Annotated in this window: 17 protein-coding genes; 1 reads left to right on the top strand and 16 read right to left on the bottom strand. The window is 39.6% G+C overall.

What is annotated here, in order from left to right; all coding sequences use genetic code 11:
- Positions 1–37 precede the first annotated feature (37 nt).
- From M3166_RS13990 to M3166_RS13915, 16 genes are all read right to left on the bottom strand, one after another.
- Entirely contained in the window at positions 38–988 is a 951-nt protein-coding gene (locus M3166_RS13990) for a VOC family protein (RefSeq protein ID WP_251690487.1), read from the bottom strand.
- 139 nt (positions 989–1127) lie between these two features.
- Positions 1128–2081 (bottom strand): SMP-30/gluconolactonase/LRE family protein, encoded by a 954-nt coding sequence (locus M3166_RS13985; RefSeq protein ID WP_251690486.1) that lies wholly within the window; start codon positions 2079–2081, stop codon positions 1128–1130.
- Between the two features lie 82 nt (positions 2082–2163).
- Positions 2164–3459, bottom strand: coding sequence for a TRAP transporter large permease (locus M3166_RS13980; RefSeq protein ID WP_251690485.1), 1296 nt, complete (start codon positions 3457–3459; stop codon positions 2164–2166).
- Complete coding sequence (locus M3166_RS13975; RefSeq protein WP_251690484.1) at positions 3460–3972, bottom strand: TRAP transporter small permease; 513 nt, start codon at positions 3970–3972, stop codon at positions 3460–3462. It abuts the gene before it with no gap.
- Between the two features lie 69 nt (positions 3973–4041).
- Entirely contained in the window at positions 4042–5100 is a 1059-nt protein-coding gene (locus M3166_RS13970) for a TRAP transporter substrate-binding protein (protein WP_251690483.1), read from the bottom strand.
- A gap of 26 nt (positions 5101–5126) precedes the next feature.
- Entirely contained in the window at positions 5127–6122 is a 996-nt protein-coding gene (gene dmpG, locus M3166_RS13965) for a 4-hydroxy-2-oxovalerate aldolase (RefSeq protein ID WP_251690482.1), read from the bottom strand.
- Positions 6119–7006 carry an acetaldehyde dehydrogenase (acetylating) gene (locus tag M3166_RS13960; protein WP_251690481.1) on the bottom strand — a complete coding sequence of 296 codons (888 nt, stop codon included), beginning with the start codon at positions 7004–7006 and terminating at the stop codon, positions 6119–6121. Before M3166_RS13960 ends, dmpG begins: the two co-directional genes overlap by 4 nt.
- Positions 7007–7023: 17 nt before the next feature.
- Positions 7024–7794 carry a 2-keto-4-pentenoate hydratase gene (locus tag M3166_RS13955; protein WP_251690480.1) on the bottom strand — a complete coding sequence of 257 codons (771 nt, stop codon included), beginning with the start codon at positions 7792–7794 and terminating at the stop codon, positions 7024–7026.
- Positions 7795–7808: 14 nt separating this feature from the next.
- Complete coding sequence (locus M3166_RS13950) at positions 7809–8285, bottom strand: flavin reductase family protein (protein ID WP_179946262.1); 477 nt, start codon at positions 8283–8285, stop codon at positions 7809–7811.
- A gap of 70 nt (positions 8286–8355) precedes the next feature.
- Positions 8356–9309: a VOC family protein gene (locus M3166_RS13945; protein WP_251690479.1), complete on the bottom strand. Its 954-nt coding sequence runs from the start codon at positions 9307–9309 to the stop codon at positions 8356–8358.
- Between the two features lie 27 nt (positions 9310–9336).
- Positions 9337–10545, bottom strand: a complete 1209-nt coding sequence (locus tag M3166_RS13940) for an acyl-CoA dehydrogenase family protein (RefSeq protein ID WP_251690478.1) — start codon at positions 10543–10545, stop codon at positions 9337–9339.
- Between the two features lie 20 nt (positions 10546–10565).
- A complete protein-coding gene (locus tag M3166_RS13935) occupies positions 10566–11423 on the bottom strand; it encodes an alpha/beta fold hydrolase (protein ID WP_251690477.1) in 858 nt (285 codons plus the stop codon).
- 13 nt (positions 11424–11436) lie between these two features.
- Positions 11437–12921, bottom strand: a complete 1485-nt coding sequence (tcuA, locus tag M3166_RS13930; protein ID WP_251690476.1) for an FAD-dependent tricarballylate dehydrogenase TcuA — start codon at positions 12919–12921, stop codon at positions 11437–11439.
- Between the two features lie 68 nt (positions 12922–12989).
- Entirely contained in the window at positions 12990–13844 is an 855-nt protein-coding gene (locus tag M3166_RS13925) for an alpha/beta fold hydrolase (RefSeq protein WP_251690475.1), read from the bottom strand.
- A gap of 11 nt (positions 13845–13855) precedes the next feature.
- Positions 13856–14848, bottom strand: a complete 993-nt coding sequence (locus M3166_RS13920) for a VOC family protein (protein WP_251690474.1) — start codon at positions 14846–14848, stop codon at positions 13856–13858.
- 101 nt (positions 14849–14949) lie between these two features.
- Complete coding sequence (locus M3166_RS13915) at positions 14950–16149, bottom strand: acyl-CoA dehydrogenase family protein (protein ID WP_251690473.1); 1200 nt, start codon at positions 16147–16149, stop codon at positions 14950–14952.
- Positions 16150–16599: 450 nt separating this feature from the next.
- Between M3166_RS13915 and M3166_RS13910 the strand changes: the two genes are divergently transcribed.
- Positions 16600–18426 (top strand): V4R domain-containing protein, encoded by a 1827-nt coding sequence (locus M3166_RS13910; protein ID WP_251690472.1) that lies wholly within the window; start codon positions 16600–16602, stop codon positions 18424–18426.
- Positions 18427–18644 lie beyond the last annotated feature (218 nt).

The following is an 18644-nucleotide window of genomic DNA, read 5'->3' as shown; positions in this document are numbered from 1 at the left end:
TTCTAAAATGGCGTAATTTAGAGGTTTCCTTAAGTCCTTACCTTGCTTCAATCGTAATATTATTTAATTCTTTATCCTGTACACTGTCGCCCCAATATGTATTACTTAAGGCACGTTCTTCCAATGTCCATTCAACCGGTTCCCAATCTGGTTCGAAAATCAGGTAACCACCCGAGAATAATTCCACACGGCAACCACTTCCAGGATCCATTACATATAAATAGATTGCCTGAGATACACCGTGTTTCCCTGGACCGATAAATGGCAGATTGTTTTCTTTTAAAATATCTGCAGCACGTATAATATCCTGTGTATCATCCAGCCAGTACGAGATATGGTGGAGACGGGCCGGTGTTGGAAGCGTTTCCTTTTTTATCATCGCCACATCATGTACAAGGGGTGTCACACTCATCCACCCTGCCAAAATGCCGTCATCGCCACGTAAATATTCACGCATATTGAAGCCGAGCACTTCTGTTAAAAATGCATAGGATTCATCTACATCTGTCGTCGTATGAATATTTACATGATCAAATCGCCGTGGTGAAATACCTTTGTTCCAAGATTTATATATTTGGTTTTTCAGAATCGAGGCATTATCCGATCCAGCTTTTGATTTTTCGACGTCATAATAGAGTTCAAATGTATGGCCGCTAGGTAATTGAAAACGGATCGAATTACCGATGCCTGGTGTTGTGCCTTTTGGATATTCCTGAACGTCTATTCCTTGCTCGTCTAAAAGTTCTTTGAAGCCTTGAACACATTCAGCTGTTTTTGTACGCCAGCCGATATGTTTGACGTGAGCACTTTCACCGGCTTCAATACTCAATGTATGGTGCTGGAAATCACTGTAGGCACGTAGATAGTGAACACCATCAATTTCAGTTGTTTCTTCCAATCCAATAACCTCTTTAAAGAAAACTAATGACTTTTCCAAATCTGTTGACACTAAAGCAACATGTCCTAATTTAGCGATTTCTGGTGCCACTGCAATTCCCCCTCAAAATGATGGATATGAGTAACCTGTTTAAGGTTGTTATTGTTTTCAATGTTACAAAATGTACTTTTTGATATCTAGGAAACTTTTATTCAGAAAAATCTAACTTTTAGTAAAAAATTACTGAATTTCAAGAATCACTACCGCTGTTCGCCAGCATAAACTCATACGGTAATACACCTGTCGTTTTTATCGGAAACTGCAGTAAATAGCCTGCTAGCGGTTCCTCTTTAACTCGCGCTTCCGGCAATGCTTCATAGGCTGTTGTCACATATAAGTGATTCAAATTTTTTCCGCCGATTGTGCAGGAAGTGACATGGGAAACAGGGATGATGAATTCTTCTTTAATCTGCTGTTCCTGTGGACTAATACATACAACACGGGTTTGTTCCTTACTCGTTTTTGCCATAAGACCGCTTTTAAATAAAGTTACATATAAATTGCCTTCACTATCGATCGTCATGCCCGCAGGATACCCTTCGTCCATTTTGAAAGTATAAACAATCTTTTCAAATAGCAGCTGTCCGTTTTCTGATAATTCATATTGAAAGATTGCATGTTTCGACGAATCGATATGATAAAATTTATTTGTTTTGCGATCCCACTCCAAACCATTTGATATCGCTACTTTTGATAAATGTGTCTGAATTTTGCCTTCTGCATCAATGGACATTAACTTTGCATTTTCGAATGGATAATTGGAAAATGCAGTTTGCGGTGTTTCTTTAAATTTCTTAAAAAAACCATCTGTAGAGCCTACCCATAGTCGTCCATCCGGTCCACATTTAGAGTCATTTAAAAAATGTATTTCAGACAGATCGGGCGGCAAAACAAATGGTTTTTTCAGACCTAATTTAAAATTGATAAAATAGAGGCCGTCTTTATAAACTCCAATAAACTGACCATCTGTAGTCGGGATGATCGATTGAATCCAACCCATTGCATCATACACATCTTCTTTTTCCGTTTCCGGATTGAATGTGATGATTTTTTTATTCGCAATATCAAGCCAAATCACACCGTATGCCTGATGCCAGATTGGACCGTCTGCAAATTTTGCGCGGTATTTCCCACAAACCTTCATGCGCTCACCTTCTCTATCTATATATATTTAAATATTTCTCTCTTCAAAAATTGTTTAAGTCCTTTTGATTTATATTAAATTATTACGTTTCAATAATATTTGGCAACCATGTAACCAGACTTGGGAATAAAATAATAATTACAACCAAAATCGCCATTAAGACTACGTAAGGTAGTGCTGCTTTTGACATTTGGATAATGTCAAATTTATTTCCATGTTTTTCAGATACTTGCATCATTATAAAGAGGTTCATACCTACTGGAGGTGTAATAACTGCTACCTCTAATAAAATAACTAAATAAATACCAAACCATACTAAATCGAATCCGTAGCTTAACATAATTGGATACATAATCGGTGTAACAATCATTAAAATTGATACAACCTCCATAAACATACCTAGTACAATTAAAAGTAAACTTAGAACAGCTAAAAATGCCCATTTATTTAAATTGATATCTTCAAAGAACGTTTGAATCATCTGCGGAAGTTCAATAAGAGTAATTGAAAAGCCAAATAACATTGCCCCACCCAAAATCAAACAGATCATTCCTGTATTTGTTGCTGCTGCTTTTAATACATCAATAAGCTCTTTCCATTTAACGGTACGGTAAACGAATACCGCTAAAAAAATACTAACTACACAAGATATACCAGCTGACTCAGTTACAGTGAAAATTCCTGAATAAATACCGCCAACAATAACTAAAGGAATTAAAAAAATCCATACAATTTCTCTTAAAGACCGAATACGTTCTGACATAGGTGCTTTTTCTTTTCTTGGTAACTTTCTTGCGTAAAACATAACATAGGCCAAAAATAGGACAACAATAATTAATGATGGAAAAGTTGCTCCAATAAATAAATCACTCGCTGATTGAGATGTCATAGCACTATATAAGATCATCGGTGTACTAGGTGGAATTAAAATCCCTAATGTCCCTGTCCCAGCTAATAATCCGTAAGCAAATTTTTTCGGATACCCAATTCGTATCATTTCCTCGGAAGCTAAATAACCGAATGTTAAAAGCGTAGCTAAACTTGAACCTGACAATGAAGAGAAAAATGCGCAACAAATAATGGTCGCAATTGCAAGGCCCCCTGGTAAATGACCAAACCATTTATCTGCTGCCTTAAATGCCAAGCTACCAATACCGCTTCTTATAATAATCTGCCCTGCTAAAATAAATGACGGAATCGCTACAAGTAAACTACTGTTGAGCGCGTTGTATATTACTTGTGGCACCTGAATAGAAGCGACTTCCCCACCCATATTTATAAAGAGAATGGCTGCTCCCACTGTAATCAGTGTAAATGCGACAGGTAGACCTAAAAGTAATAATATTAGGAAGCATAAAATAATAATTAAATATTCCATTTATTCACCTATTATCTCTTTGGATTCAGATTTCTTTTCTTCAAACCAAATAGCTAAAATATAACGGAAAATTGATAGCACAAAAACAGACCAACCAATTACAACGAATAATTGGGGAATCCATATAGGTACTTGGATAATAGATAAATCCTTTGTTTTCATCGTCCAAGAAGACCAAAACATATCGTAAGTAACTTTCGTAATGTATAGGAACAGTACTAAAGAAAATGTCATCAGTATCGTATCTAAAACTTTTGCTGCTTTTGGTGATAATTTACTCTGTAAAATGTCTACCCGAATATGTTCATTCATTTTCATTGTATAAGGAATAGTCAAAAAAGCAGCAGCTATAAACATATAGATTGACAATGGTTCAACCCAATATATTTTCAGATGTAATTCCCGTGCAATTATTCCCCACGTCACTATGAAACAAATACAGAAAATAAACAAACTTGCTAAAACAGCAGAAAAATCGATTATTGAGTCGATTACTTTTATTACTTTTTTCATCATATACCTCCAAACGAATTTCTAAGATGAATAAAATGCTACCTTATTTTTGTAAGGTAGCATTTATAATTATCGGCTTGCTTCGACTATGTCCACGATCTGTTGCCCTGCTTCTCCTGCATTGTTTAAATATTGCTCTTTTAAAGCATCAATTGCGTCTGAAAATTGCTCGAGATTTACTTCTTCATATTTCATTCCTTGCTCGGCAAGGAATGTTTTAGCTTCAACTGTTACTTTGTCGTGACTTTCGATTAAAAAATCTTCCGTTTCTTTTGCTGCTTCTAAAATCACATTTTGAGTTGCTTCATTTAAAGAATCCCACCATTTAGTATTTGCGTTTAGTAATACCAAACCTGGATTGAACGGTCCGCTATAATACTCTGTGTAGTCAAAGTACTTCCAAGATTGGAAACCAGTAACGCCTGAAACTGAAGCATCAACTGTACCGCGTTGTAATGCTTGTGGTACATCAACAGCAGGTACTGATACAGGTGTTCCTCCAGAGAGCTCAACAAACTTTGCCATTAAAGGACCTGTTGTACGGATTTTTTTGTCAACAAAATCTTCAGGACTTACTAAGGGATCCTTAATAGATGCGAAATATGAAAAATCGAAGTATGTCCAAATTAGTGGCTTTACATTAATTGTCGCTAATTGATCACTAACAATTTCGCGAATTCCACCATTTAAAGCTTTTCGAAAATGCTCTGTATCTTTGTAAATTGGTAATGTGTTAAATTCCAATGCCGCGATGTTAGATGCCCATGTTTCAGCAACTGTTGCACCTAGCTCAACTTGACCACTTGAAATGGCGTTAGGTAGAGTTGCATCATTATATAACTGACCAGCCGGGAAAATTGTAATTTGAATTTTACCATCACTTTTTTTAGATACTAAGTCAGAAAATAACTCGTAACCTTCATATGTGAAAATATCAGGTGAATAAAAATGCGCTAACTTCGCCTTCACTTCTTGTACTTCGCCATTTGTATCTTCGGCTTTAGCTACAGTTGAAACTGTATTTTCACCCTCACCATTTAAGTTGTCCTCGTCATTTGAACATGCCACCAAAACAAGCATCAATAAGCAAAGTACACCAAGTAACATAGAATATTTATTTTTCAGCATTTAGTTCTCCTATTCTGATGGTTTCATTATTTCCGCAGACTCTGTGCCACTTCGTAAATTAAATCTTCCTGTCCGCCGACTGTTTTACGGCGTCCCAGCTCAACTAAAATATCTCGCTCATCAACACCGAATTGTTTGGAAGCTTTTTCTGTATGGAGTAAGAAGCTAGAATACACCCCTGCATAACCCATAATTAAGCTCGAACCTGAAATTTCCTGAGGACGCGGTAAAATAGGTGCGACTATGTCATTTGCGACATCGATAATATTGTACAGATCAACACCTGTTTGAATGCCCATCCGTTGTAATACCGCAACTAATACTTCGGTTTGCGTATTGCCGCTGCCTGCCCCTAATGCACGTAATGAGCCGTCAATATAAGTAGCGCCCGCTTCAATTGCCGCTAAAGAGTTCGCCATCGCCAGTGACATATTATTATGTGCATGGAATCCGATTTCACAGCTGATATTTTCTTTTAATGCCCGAATGCGTTCCGTCACTTGATCTGGTAAAAGGTAACCTGCAGAATCCGTCACATACACGATTTCTGCACCGTAGCTTTCAAATAATTTAGCCTGCTCGACAATGACGCTTGTCGGAGCCATATGTGCCATCATCAAAAATCCGGCAGTTTTCAGTCCCAATTCACGGCTATAGGCGATATGCTGTGCTGAAATATCAGCTTCTGTCACATGTGTTGCAACACGTGCCATTTTTGCGCCTGCATTCACGGCATTTTTTAAATCATCCTTAATTCCGATGCCGGGAATAAGTAAGACAGCTACTTTTGAATCGGTACATTCAGCGGCTGCGGCTTCGATTAACTTCAGCTCGTCCACAGCAGACAGACCGTACTGCAAGCTCGATCCGCCTAAGCCATCACCATGTGCAACTTCAAAATACTCAACACCCGCCTGATTTAATCCTCTCGCAATGTCACGTACTTGTTGCTCGGAATATTGATGCTTCATGGAGTGACTGCCGTCTCGTAACGATACGTCTAAAATATGAATGTCTCTCATCGCACAACCGCTCCTTGCGCTATTAGATTTTTGGCTAATTCATTTGCTACACGTGCAGCAGCTGCCGTCATTATGTCCAAATTTCCTGAATAAGGCGGGAAGAAATCGCCAATCCCTTCCACTTCTAATAAAACTGATACTTTATTACCTTCAAAAATCGGTTCACCACATAGACGGTAACCCGGGACGTATGTTTTTACTTCCTCAATCATCTCTTTAATAGAAGCGCGAATTTCATCTTCTTTCCCTGTCTCCGCTACGAGCGCATGCACTGTATCACGCATCATAATAGGCGGTTCTGCCGGGTTTAAAATGATAATTGCTTTCCCTTTTTTCGCACCGCCGACTACTTCAATTGCATTTGCAGTTGTCCGTGTAAATTCATCAATATTCGCCCGTGTACCTGGGCCCGCACTTTTACTTGCAACCGTTGCAACGATTTCTGCATAGTCAACACGTACAACACGTGAGATTGCTGCCACAATCGGAATCGTCGCCTGTCCACCGCAAGTTACCATGTTGACATTGTCTTTTTCAAAATGCTCACTTAAATTCACCGGCGGGACAGTGAACGGCCCGATTGCTGCCGGTGTTAAATCAATCATCTTTTTACCTGCAGCTTTAATAACCTCGTAATTCTCTCTGTGAGCATAGGCACTCGTCGCATCAAAAACGATATCTACTTGATCTAACTGTGATTTAAACCCTTCAATACCATTTTCGATTGCAATATAGCCACGGTCACGTGCACGTGCCAAACCTTCCGACTGCGGATCAATACCTACCATGACCGCCATCTCCAGTGCATCACAACGCTCAATTTTATACATTAAATCCGTCCCGATATTCCCTGAACCGATGATACCTACTTTTAACTTCGTCAATTTGCTCACCTCAATCCTCAATCTGTAAACTGTACTTTCAACTGTCCATAATTACCGAAATCAATTTCAAACTCGTCATTTGCATCGAAAAATACTGCCGCTGTAATCGCACCCGCTAAAATGAATTGACCCGCTTTCAGTGAAATATCATATTCACTCAACATATTGGCAAGCCAGGCAATCGCTTTCGCCGGGTTCCCCATTACCGCATTGCTTACACCTTGATCGATCACTTCACCATTTTTCTTCACGACAATCGGAATGTTCGCGAGTTCTTCAAAAGATGGTAAATCAGATGGTGTACCAATAATTGCGCCGGCAGATGAACCGTTATCTGCAACCGTATCCTCAAATTTAAATTTCCAGTCCATAATGCGACTATCGATAATTTCAATTGCCGGTGCAATCGCTTTTGTTGCCTGTAATACTTGTTCGACTGTCACATTCGGGCCCTTTAAATCTTCTTTTAATAAAAAAGCAATTTCGAATTCTACTTTCGGTTGAATAAACTGCGATTTCGAAATTGTACTGTTATTTTCATAAACCATCGTGCTCAAAATGTGCCCGAAATCAGGCGTGTCTACATTGAACATCTTTTGCATGACTTCGCTCGTCAATCCAACCTTCATGCCTACCAGTTCAGCTTCCTTCAATTTCTCTTTAATTTGTAACAGCTGAATATGATAAGCGTCGTCAACTGAAATATCAGTTGACGACGTAAAAGGTTCAATTGGCTGTTTCGAACGTTCAGCAGTTAATAATGCATTAGCAGCTTGTTGAATATCCAATTTGAATCCCCCTGTTATACAGTAATTGTTTCTAATGAACGGTATTTGCCCGCATAGAATAGTAACGGCTCTTTCGAATCATCCAGCTTAATATCCCGTACTTTGCCGATGAACAATGTGTGATCGCCTTCAACGTACTCCGATACAACATCACAGCTGATCTGTGCAATGGCACCTTGTAAAACCGGTACACCTGCTAAACGCTCGAAAGTTACCTCTACTACTTCATCTTTCTTTTGACCGGCAAAAACCATTGAATAATCTTGTTGATCTTCAGCTAAAATATTGACACCGAAGATGCCGCTCTCTTTAATTTTTGGCAGGCAGCGCGCTTTTTCACCGATTGAAATCACAACTAGCTTCGGCTCTAAAGAAACAGACATGAATGCATTCGCTGTCATCCCATGCTCTTGTTTATCGTGCTCTGTTGTAATGACGGTAACACCTGTCGCAAACTTACCCATCGCATTTCTAAATAAACGATCATCCATCATAATGAAGCCTCCTCTTTGCAGATTATATTTTCACTTCGTAAACTATCCGCTATACCGCGAAACATTGTTACGCTTTAATTGTCGGGTTATTTTCAGGGTTATTGTCCATTTGATCGCCCCAATAAGTGAAACCTAAGCTCATCTCATCTAGTGTCCAACGAATTGGCTCCCAATCCGGCTCGAAAATTAAGTAACCGTTTGTGAAGATTTCCAGACGTACGCCACTGCCAGGGTCAATTGCATAAATGTACATTGCCTGTGAAATACCGTGTTTTCCTGGACCTTTAAACTCAATACCGTTTTCCTTTAAAATATCCGCTGCGCGCAATAAATCCTGTGCATTATCCAACCAGTATGAAATATGGTGTACTTCATGTGTAGAAGCGGAATGCGGATCAAAGCTGAATGCGATGTCGTGTACGAGTGGTGTTACACTTAACCATGCGCCTAAATAGCTGCCGTCCGGTGCTTCCACATATTCACGTAAGTTAAAGCCTAAATGTTGTATCATAAAATCTGAAAATTCATTTGCAGGGATAGAGCTTAATAGATTCACATGGTCAATACGGCGCGGCGATACACCTCTATTCCATGATTTATGCGTCTGATTTTTTAATACAGAGCGTGTTTCCGGTGCAGCCAATGTTTTTTCCATATCAAAATAAATTTCGAATGTATGTTTACTAGGCAGCTGGAAGCGGAATGCTTTTCCTTGGCCTTTTTCCGTGCCTTCCTCTACCCAGTTGATTTCGATTCCTTCTTTTTGCAGGTTTTCCGCAAAAGCATCTACATCTTCCGGACGCTTTGTACGCCATGCAATATGATCAAGGCGAGACTCTTCACCAGCGCGAAGTGTTAATGTATGGTGCTCGAAGTCACCCCATGCACGTAAATAGTGAACACCGTCTGCTTCTTCTGTTTCTTCAAGTCCAATTACTTCTTTAAAAAACCAAAGTGATTTTTCTAAATCTGTACTAACTAAACCAAAGTGGCCAAGTTTTGAAATTTCCGGATTTGTCATAGTGCATTCCCCTTTTTGATTATTTATCTATGCGAAATATGTGTTTGGCTCTAGATCCACCATTAAACGTCCATGTGTTTCAAGCAAGCTTGACGGTGTAATGAATGCATGTAAATGCATCGTAATAAAGTCGCGGTAAAATGCCTGGAATACGTTATTATTGTAAGCAAATACCGAACCTGCTCCTGCCAGCATCAAATCATAGGCTTCCTTACATAATTGGTTGGCATAGCCGTATTGAGCCTTAATGCGAATACTCACTTTTTGCGTAAATTCTTTGCCGCTCGTTGAATATTCATCTAAAATTTCAATCGCATTTTCGAATAATGACCTTGCACATTCCAATTTCATATCGATTTCTGCGATCTGTAAATGCGTTAGTGGTGCATCCGACATTTTGTTGTAGAATGTATTGCCGATTCCGGCTTTATTCACTCGTTCCATATGGACATCGAATCCGCCAAGAGCAGTACCTAATACCGGCGCTGCAATCGATAATGTCAGTGACGGTACGAATGGTGTGCGGTATAACGGATTGTCCTTTAATTCATCGATCATATAATGACGCTGCTGTGCTAAGCGGTCTAATGAAATGCGGTGATCCGGGACAAACACTTCCTTAATGACAATACTGTTACTGCCTGACCCTTTTAATCCGACTACATCCCAGTCATCCAAAACTGTTACATCTTCACGAGGCACGATTAAAATCGCCATTTCAATTCCACCATTGCCATCGTCAACCGGTGCGCCACAGTAGAACCAGTCAGCATACGGAGCACCCGATACGAACGGCCACTGTGCGTCTTTAATGAAGTAACCCCCGTCAACTTTTTCAATATCGATACGGATCGGTTTAAAGTTCCCTGCTAAAATCACATCATTATCGCGGTTTGGTCCAAAAATTTCTGCTAGCGCTTTTTCGCCATATACATAGGAAATCATGTAATCGCGAATATTGCTTAACGCTGTGAACCATCCGGCAGACGGATTTCCGCGGCTGATTTCAGTTACGACATCAAAGTAATTTTGCATGCTTGTTTCATGTCCACCGAAGATTTTTGGTCGTAAAACCTTCAATAATCCTTTTTCACGCATTTCCTGAATGATTTCATCTGGAATTTGGCTGTTTTTATCGATTTCCAATGTTGCTTCACGTAATTTTGGAATGAGCTGGCGAGCGTTCTCAACAAGCATTTCGCTTACAGATAATGTACTTACTACTGTTTCTCCCATGATATAGCCCCCTATTATGTTTAAGAATGTACTTCTTTTTTATCCTTTGTGAAAAAGTGCTTTGTCGCGTGTAAAAATTCTTCACGCTGTTCGATCATTGCCCAGTGACCACATCTTTTTAAGATGTGCAACTCTGCATTTGGTAAATGTTCCAGCGCATAAAGGCTGCTTTGTACTGGCACGAAACGATCGTGGTAACCATGGATTAATAAAAATTCATTTTGCATACGCTCCAGTGCCGTTTGCGGAATTTGGAATTCTATCATTGTTGAACGTGTAAAGTTTTCACGGTATGAACGTTGGATCTCCGGACGTTGGAATGCTTCCCAACGCGCCTCTACTACTTGGTCCACAAAGTCCTGCATACGATCCAGGTCATAGACGAACCAGCTCAGTAAGTTGCGCAAGTTTTCTTTTGTCGGGTCTAAATGGAAGTTTGCCAGTTTTGACAGTTCCGGTGTTGGCTGTGACAACGAGACACCTGCACCCATCAGAACAATTTTATTGAAGCGCTCTGGAGCAGCCATGTTCAAATATGTTGCTACAACGCCGCCTAAAGAGTTCCCGATCAGATTTGCTTTTTCAATGTTCAACGCATCCATTAAATCGAGTACTTGCTTCACGCGTACCGACATCCATTGCACACCGTTTTCCGGATATTCTTCCGGATGGTCCGTGTTGCCGAAACCGAATAGATCAAGGGCAACTACATGGAAATCTTCCGCATATTCATCGATGACAAATTGCCAGTTCGCTTTACCATTTGCTCCAGGGCCAGATCCGTGGATTAAAATAACCGCATCTTTATTTCCGATGCCGCCCTCCATAATAAATGTTTCGTAATCGCCTGTTTTTACTTTGCGCTCTATAATTGTCATAAAATTTCCTCCCTTAAATCGTAATTTTTCTTCGGCTATATTTTGCGGCCTGTTCACCTGCAATGCGGCCAAATACCGCACCGGAAGTTAAACCCGCACCACCCGGATAATTGTCGTAATACAAACCACCGACAATTTCACCCGCTGCATACAAACCATCTATTGTTGTGAAATCATTATGAATGACTTCCGCTTTTTTCGAGATTTTCAAACCACCGTAAGTAAATGTAATTCCGCACCCGATGGCATACGCTTCAAAAGGACCTTTTTCAATCGGGTTTGCCCAATTGGATTTCGGAACGTCCAACCCAATTGTTGCTTTGCCGTCCAATATATTCGGGTTGAATGCCGCATCACGGTTGACTGCTGCATTAAATGCATGAACTTCCTGCAGGAAATGATCTTTATTGATGCCGTCCATCTTTTCGGCTAATTGCTCCAACGTAGGGGCGGACACTTTCGAAACGTGACGCCCTTCGTATTCTTCTCGCAGGAAAGGTTTTGTTTTTGCATCGAAAATTTGCCATGCACACTGCCCTGGCTGCTTTAATATTTCACGTCCCAGCTTGGCATACGTATAATTCCGGAAATCGGAGCCTTCATCTATAAAGCGCTTGCCTACATTATTCACGAGGATGCCGAACGGATAGCTTAGTTTCTGGAAGCCTTCCTTATAGTCCGGCAAATAACGGTCGCCTCCAACTGCGTGTGCACCAGACCAGTTTCCTGTAGTACGGGCCCCGAGCTGCATTGCCATGCGTAAGCCGTCTCCCACGTTATATTTACAGCCGCGCGTATGAACCGTATCCCAACCAGGTCCCAAATATTTTGTTCGCATTTCCACATTTGCATGGAAGCCGCCGCTTGCGAGCACGACCGCCTGACAGTCAATTTGGCGTTCCTCACCGGCATGACGGACGATAATCCCATTTACTTTGCGCTGCTCCGTGACGAGATCAACAGCCGCCGTATTGTAATGGATTGTAATACCTAAACGATTGGCTTCATTATGTAACGCATCAACTAAGCCTTTTCCGCCGCCGACTGCTTCGATGACCATGTTGCCCCAAAATTTGAATTTTCCGTCTATTTTATATGCCTGCCGACCATAGATCGGGATGAATTTAATATTGTGATTGAGTAACCATTGCATCGTTTCAAAGCTCTTGTCGGTCATGACCGATGTTAAATCGTAATCTGTACGAAAATTCGACATTGTGCATACGTCATCAAAAAACTGTTCACTCGGATAGCTGCCGAAATCCGTCATCGCAAATTCCTCATCCGTCATATCCGGCAGCAATTGCCTAACCTCTTCACCATCTTTAAAAGCAAAGCGAATTGATCCGTGCGTGTATGTCGTATTGCCACCCTTTTCTTCTTCAGAGGAAATTTCCAGTACCGTTACTTTCGCGCCATGTTCTGCTGCCGAAATGGCCGCGCATAACGCGGCATTTCCGGCACCTACTATGACGATATCTGCTTGTTCATTTAACATTTTCAAATCACTTCCACTTCATTTTGTAAGCGCTTTATTATCATTCAGCGGAAAACACTCAGAAAGACTTAAATTTTACGGTTGAAGAATTGTTGAATTAAATAATTGAACGACTCTTTCTTCTCGATTTGTGTCCAGTGACCGCATTGAGGGAATACATGCAATTGTGCATTCGGAATATGTTCTGCTAAATAATAGCTTGATTCGATTGAGCATACTTTATCGTTTTGACCATGAATTAATAAAATCTCATGGTTAATGCGGTTCAATGCTACGACTGGAATCGGTACAGCTGCCGTTGAGAAAATCGAGTTATTTGAGCGCTTCACTTCTTCACGCATCGCATTGGCATAGCGTGCATCTGTTAAACCGTCAATAACCGGTTGCATCGCATCCTTGTCGTAAACGAACCAGCCCATAATTTGCTGTAGGCGTTTTTTAGAAGGATTGTCATAGAATGATTTTGCGCGAGCCAATTCTAAGCTTAGTTTCGTATTAGGTGTGCCGCCCGGACCCATTAATACAACGCGGTCAAAACGTTCAGGATATTCAAGCAACAGTTCCAGCGCAATGGAACAGCCTAACGAGTTCCCTACTACATGGGCTTTTTCGATTTCATAGTAATCTAGCAGCTCAATTAATTGCTCAACCCAGCAATCCATCCATAATTGACGGTTTTTTAGCGGTTCATCCGGATGATCACTATCCGCAAAGCCGTATAGGTCAGGTGCTAAACAGTGAAAATCATTTCCACAGTCATTTAATGCATAACTCCAGTTGGCGATTGATGTTACACCAGGACCTGAACCGTGTAAAAATAGAATCGTTTCATTTGTCTTTGAACCTGCCTCATGGACAAATGATGTATATTTACCTGTTTTCACGTGACCTGATTTGATTGTCACTTCATTTGCTACTGTCATTTTTCATCCTCCTATACTTCTAATGCTGGAACTGCTTTCTTTTCTTTAATACCTGTTGCATCAATTGTTGGGACAATAAGCGGATTGCCTGTAATGCTGTCCCCCCAGTATGTGTTTCCAAATGCACGTTCTTCGGGACGCCATACAACTGTTTCCCAGTCCGGCTCGAAAATTAAGTAGCCGCCTGTAAACAGCTCCACTCTGCAACCGCTTCCAGGATCGATTACATATAAGTAAATTGCCTGTGAAATGCTATGTTTACCAGGTCCAATAATTTGCAGCCCGTGCTCTTTGCAAATATCCGCTGCACGCAGCAAATCGCCTGAGTTGTCTTGCCAGTAAGAAATGTGGTGGAATCGCGCTGTTGTTTCAAGTTTTTCATGCGATACTAAAGCGACATCATGTACCAATGGTGTTACACTCATCCAACCGGCTAAAATATCCCCTTCTTCTGTTTCAACGCATTCATTGATCCGGAAACCAAGTTCTTCCGTGAAGAATTTATAAGTGATACTTGAATCCGCATCCGTATGAATATTAACGTGGTCAAGACGTCGAGGAGAAGCGCCCTTGTTGTATGATTTATACGTTTGGTTTTTCAGGACAGAGCGACGGCTTTCTTCCACAACCGGTTTTTCAATATCATAGTAAAGCTCCAGCCGATGACCCGATGGTGCTGTAAAACGGATTGCTTCACCGATTCCCGGTGTTGTCCAAGCAGCGATATGCTCAATTTCATAGCCTTTTCCGCCTAATTGATCCGCAAATAAAGCAACATCCTCTTTGCGCTTTGTACGGAAACCGATATGGGTTACCCGACCTGCTTCACCTGGTGCAATGGACAGTGTATGGTGCTGGAAGTCTCCCCACGCCCGTAAATAATACGTATCTCCAATCTGTTCTGTTAGCTCAAGGCCGATAACATCTTGGAAAAAATGCAATGATGCTTCCACATTCGAAGACTGTAATGCGACATACCCTAATTTTGCTATTGCTTGTTTCATTCACTTAGCCCCCTTACTTAAAAGTAACTGTACTTTAATTGACAACTATCAAACTACAAGAAAACTTTTTTGTTTTTTCTGAAAAATCCGTAAATATTTACTTAATAACGAATTTGATTTGGCTGTAAACCTGCTAATTGTCTGCCATAGTTTTCTCTTGTAATAACCGGTGACAATGAACGGTGGGAGTTTAATGTTAAGAAATCACGAAGGAGACGCTGCATCGGGCTCGCATCATATACAAAGCCGGATCCGCTCGCTCTTAAAATTGCCTGAACCGCGTCATTCAGCATTTCATTTGCGTAGCCAATATCCGCCAAAGCTTTCAGGCGTAAATCTTTTGGCATAATCTCCCCTTTTGCTGCCCACTCATCAATCGATTTTGCTAAATTCATAAAGTAAAGTTCAGCAGTTTCTACTTTTAACTCAGCTGTTGCTAATAACTGATGTGTGCTCGCCGCATCTTTAATCATTTTCACACCCATATGCTGGGCAGTACGGTACGGTAATGATTGTTTGAAATTATCGAGCATCTCTTTCACAACACCAAGACCCGGTAAGCCCAATGATAAAATTAAACATGGGAACAGTGCAGAGTTATATAATGGAATATCGCGTAAATGCGGTGATTGGAAATCTCCGTCTAAAATTTTCACAAATGATGTAACTCGGTGTTCCGGTACGAAAATATTTTTCATTTTCACCGCATTACTGCCCGTTCCTCGAAGACCTAACGTATGCCAGTCGTCTTCAATTTCCAGTACATCAAATGGTACTGTCATTAACAGCTGCTCTAAAATGTTATCGTTCTCATCTTTTGTATACATACCGAAGTAACCCCATGTCGCATGCAGTGAACCTGAACAGAACATCCAGTGACCTTCCTCAACAAGGTAACCGCCTTCTACTTTCCGTACAGTACAAGATCTTGGTTCATATACACCTGCAAATAATACATCCTCCGGGTTGTCAGAGAAAATTTCCAAGTGGGCCTTTTCACTGAATGATTCCGCCACCATAATATCGCGAATTGCACAAAGAGAAGCAATCCATCCAGTTGAAGCACATGCTTTCGATAGTTCAATAATGACCTGGCTGTAAGTTTCGACATTTGCCTGTAAACCACCGTATCGTTCGGGACGTAAAATATACATTAAGCCAGAATCTTTCAATTCCTGCATTGTGGCTTCTGGTATTCTTCTAATTTCCTCTGTTTCCTTTACACGTTTACGAACATTCGCTGCAATCTCCTGCATTTTATTCATTACTTCAATTTGTCTTTCTGTAAGCGCTGTCGTCATCATTTCAACTCCTTTTATTTGTTAAATCCAATATTACGGTTTTAAATTTCGAATAATATGGTGAATATCTATGGAATTTACAATCAAATATAAGTAAAAATTAACGAATCTTAATCGTACAGCAAACGTCCAATCATATAAAAATACGGTTTTTATAGATTGTTCGAGCCTTTTTGTTTCATCTATACGGCAATCATTTTTCCGATTTAATTAAACGCTTTTTCTTTGTAGAGCAGCTTTTCGGATAATAATTTTAATACGTTATATTTGAAAAAACCGTAGTGACAGAACCCGAATTAAAGTTTCTATAAAAAAATAATAACAAGTTGAAAATAGTAATTTTTTTACTAATATTTAACAAAAATTAAAAATTATCTTCTCATTTCAATGTAAAGTGTGGTATGTTTCATTTAAAAATAGTTAATATTCCGAATATTCAGGAGGTTGAAAATGGCTGGCTCATCTTATGTAGATAAAGCGTTGTACACTACTACTAATACATTTGGAATTTTAAGGAAGGAATTGATCGAAAGCTTAGGCCTTGAATACGCAAAATTTTTCTTACAGCGTTACGGCTGGAATATTGGTATTACTCACGCAAAAGAAGTCGATTATTTACCACTTACATTAACCGAAAAATTAAACAGTGCTGTTGGGTATCATCTTGCCTCCGGACAAATTACAGATCTCCTTTCGGAAAGAGTTTTACAGTTACACTCTGATGATACGGTGAAGTATATGTACGCTAAAGGAATTTGGGTTAATTCTTATGAAGTTGAGGAGCACCTGAAACATTTCGGGCAAAGCGATTCTTGTATTTGTCATACATTGGCCGGTTATTCAAGCGGCTTTACCTCTTATTTGACGAAAAAGGAAGTATATATTGTGGAAATGACTTGTCGTGCCAAAGGAGACGAGCATTGTGCATTTGAAATGCGCATGCTGGAGCATTGGGATCCTGAAACTCAATCCGACTTAAAGAAAATTAGTCAGACGCGTATGATCGATGACTTGAACAAAACATATATGGAGCTTTTCGAAGAGAAAAAACATACAGAAAAGGTATCGACTTTCCATAACAACTTAACATTGGGTATTTCACAAGGAATGCATATCGATCAGATTTTGGAAACAATTTACAATACATTGAACATACCTGCTATCGTACAGGATTTAAGCTTTAATACACACCACTCGATCGGTATGACTCAGGAGCAGCTGGATTTTATTAAAGACGACTTTATTCAGCAAATGCCCCAAACGAAGTCCGGAAAAATCTTAATCCAGCCAATCGACCCTATGCAGCCAAGTCAGGTAGATTGTCCGAAACATACCCGGTTAATTAGTCCGATTATCGTACAGAAGCAAATTATCGGCTATATATCCTTCATATATTTTTCGCAGGATACGAATTTTAAAGAAGAAATGCATTATTTACAACGCTCGGCTGTTTCCATCTCCCTTTGTTATTTAAATGAAAAATCGAGTCTGGAAGCGACTGAAAATATTAAAGCTTACTTTTTTGAACAGTTGCTGCAACAGCAGTATACATCAAAGAAAAGTATGATCAGCCGCAGTTACCTCCTACAAATTGATTTAAATGAAGATTTTTATATCGGAAGTCTTGGCATCACTAAAAAAGGAATACCCGTTCATGAAGCATCCACTATTTCAAAAATTATTCAGTCAGTCATTGTCTATTTGGAAATGCATCAAACATCGATTTTCATTACAGAATTCCAGGATGAAATTGTATTTTTATTCCCTAAAAAGGATGATACCGATGATATTTTCCAAAATATATTAAAGCATTTGCAGCGCAAATTCAGAAATTATGATTTCCGTATTGGACTAAGCCGCGTCATTAATGATATTGATGACATTGTGGAAGCACATCGTCAGGCAATTTCTTCTTTAAATATTAATAAGCGGGACATGATCGTATATTTCGAGAATACGAATATACTTGGTTCGTTAATTAATCACCAAAACAGCGATATTATAGTGAAATTGGCTCATCGTGAGCTGGAACCTATTCTGTCATTAAAACCAAATAAAAGAGACGAATTTTTGAAGACTTTATACACATTTTTAAATCATAACGGAAACCTTAATCTGACAATGGTTGACTTGAATTTATCGATGAGCGGGCTTGTTTACCGAATTCAAAAAATTGAAGAATTGCTCGATCGGAACCTGCGCAGCTCTAAAAACCTCTTTGAATTAATCCTTTTAATCGAATCATTAATAGTTTTAGGTGAAATTGAAATAGAATAACTGAATTTCGAGTACAGAACAACGGTATTTCCGTAGTTTTGTACTTTTTTTATTTGTGGTTACTTTCGATTATTAAAAACGCATTCAGACAAAGAACTCCGTAACGATATTTAACAATTTTTGTTTAATTAAAAAATACTTTTCCGCAAATTATTATCGTTACCGTGAAAGGGCTTACATGATAATATCTGAATATTCAACCGATTGAGGGGGGTATT

Source organism: Solibacillus isronensis (assembly GCF_023715405.1).
Classification (GTDB): domain Bacteria; phylum Bacillota; class Bacilli; order Bacillales_A; family Planococcaceae; genus Solibacillus; species Solibacillus isronensis_B.
The sequence above is the reverse complement of the archived record's forward strand: the minus strand, read 5'-3'. Positions and strand labels throughout refer to the sequence as shown.

Coding starts and splice junctions, on each gene's coding strand:
- M3166_RS13925 (WP_251690475.1), bottom strand. CDS start 13,844: ATGACAGTAGCAAATGAAGTGACAATCAAATCAGGTCACGTGAAAACA.
- M3166_RS13945 (WP_251690479.1), bottom strand. CDS start 9,309: ATGACAAATCCGGAAATTTCAAAACTTGGCCACTTTGGTTTAGTTAGT.
- M3166_RS13915 (WP_251690473.1), bottom strand. CDS start 16,149: ATGACGACAGCGCTTACAGAAAGACAAATTGAAGTAATGAATAAAATG.
- M3166_RS13920 (WP_251690474.1), bottom strand. CDS start 14,848: ATGAAACAAGCAATAGCAAAATTAGGGTATGTCGCATTACAGTCTTCG.
- M3166_RS13980 (WP_251690485.1), bottom strand. CDS start 3,459: ATGGAATATTTAATTATTATTTTATGCTTCCTAATATTATTACTTTTA.
- M3166_RS13970 (WP_251690483.1), bottom strand. CDS start 5,100: ATGCTGAAAAATAAATATTCTATGTTACTTGGTGTACTTTGCTTATTG.
- M3166_RS13940 (WP_251690478.1), bottom strand. CDS start 10,545: ATGGGAGAAACAGTAGTAAGTACATTATCTGTAAGCGAAATGCTTGTT.
- M3166_RS13910 (WP_251690472.1), top strand. CDS start 16,600: ATGGCTGGCTCATCTTATGTAGATAAAGCGTTGTACACTACTACTAAT.
- M3166_RS13985 (WP_251690486.1), bottom strand. CDS start 2,081: ATGAAGGTTTGTGGGAAATACCGCGCAAAATTTGCAGACGGTCCAATC.
- dmpG (WP_251690482.1), bottom strand. CDS start 6,122: ATGAGAGACATTCATATTTTAGACGTATCGTTACGAGACGGCAGTCAC.
- M3166_RS13950 (WP_179946262.1), bottom strand. CDS start 8,285: ATGGATGATCGTTTATTTAGAAATGCGATGGGTAAGTTTGCGACAGGT.
- M3166_RS13975 (WP_251690484.1), bottom strand. CDS start 3,972: ATGAAAAAAGTAATAAAAGTAATCGACTCAATAATCGATTTTTCTGCT.
- tcuA (WP_251690476.1), bottom strand. CDS start 12,921: ATGTTAAATGAACAAGCAGATATCGTCATAGTAGGTGCCGGAAATGCC.
- M3166_RS13935 (WP_251690477.1), bottom strand. CDS start 11,423: ATGACAATTATAGAGCGCAAAGTAAAAACAGGCGATTACGAAACATTT.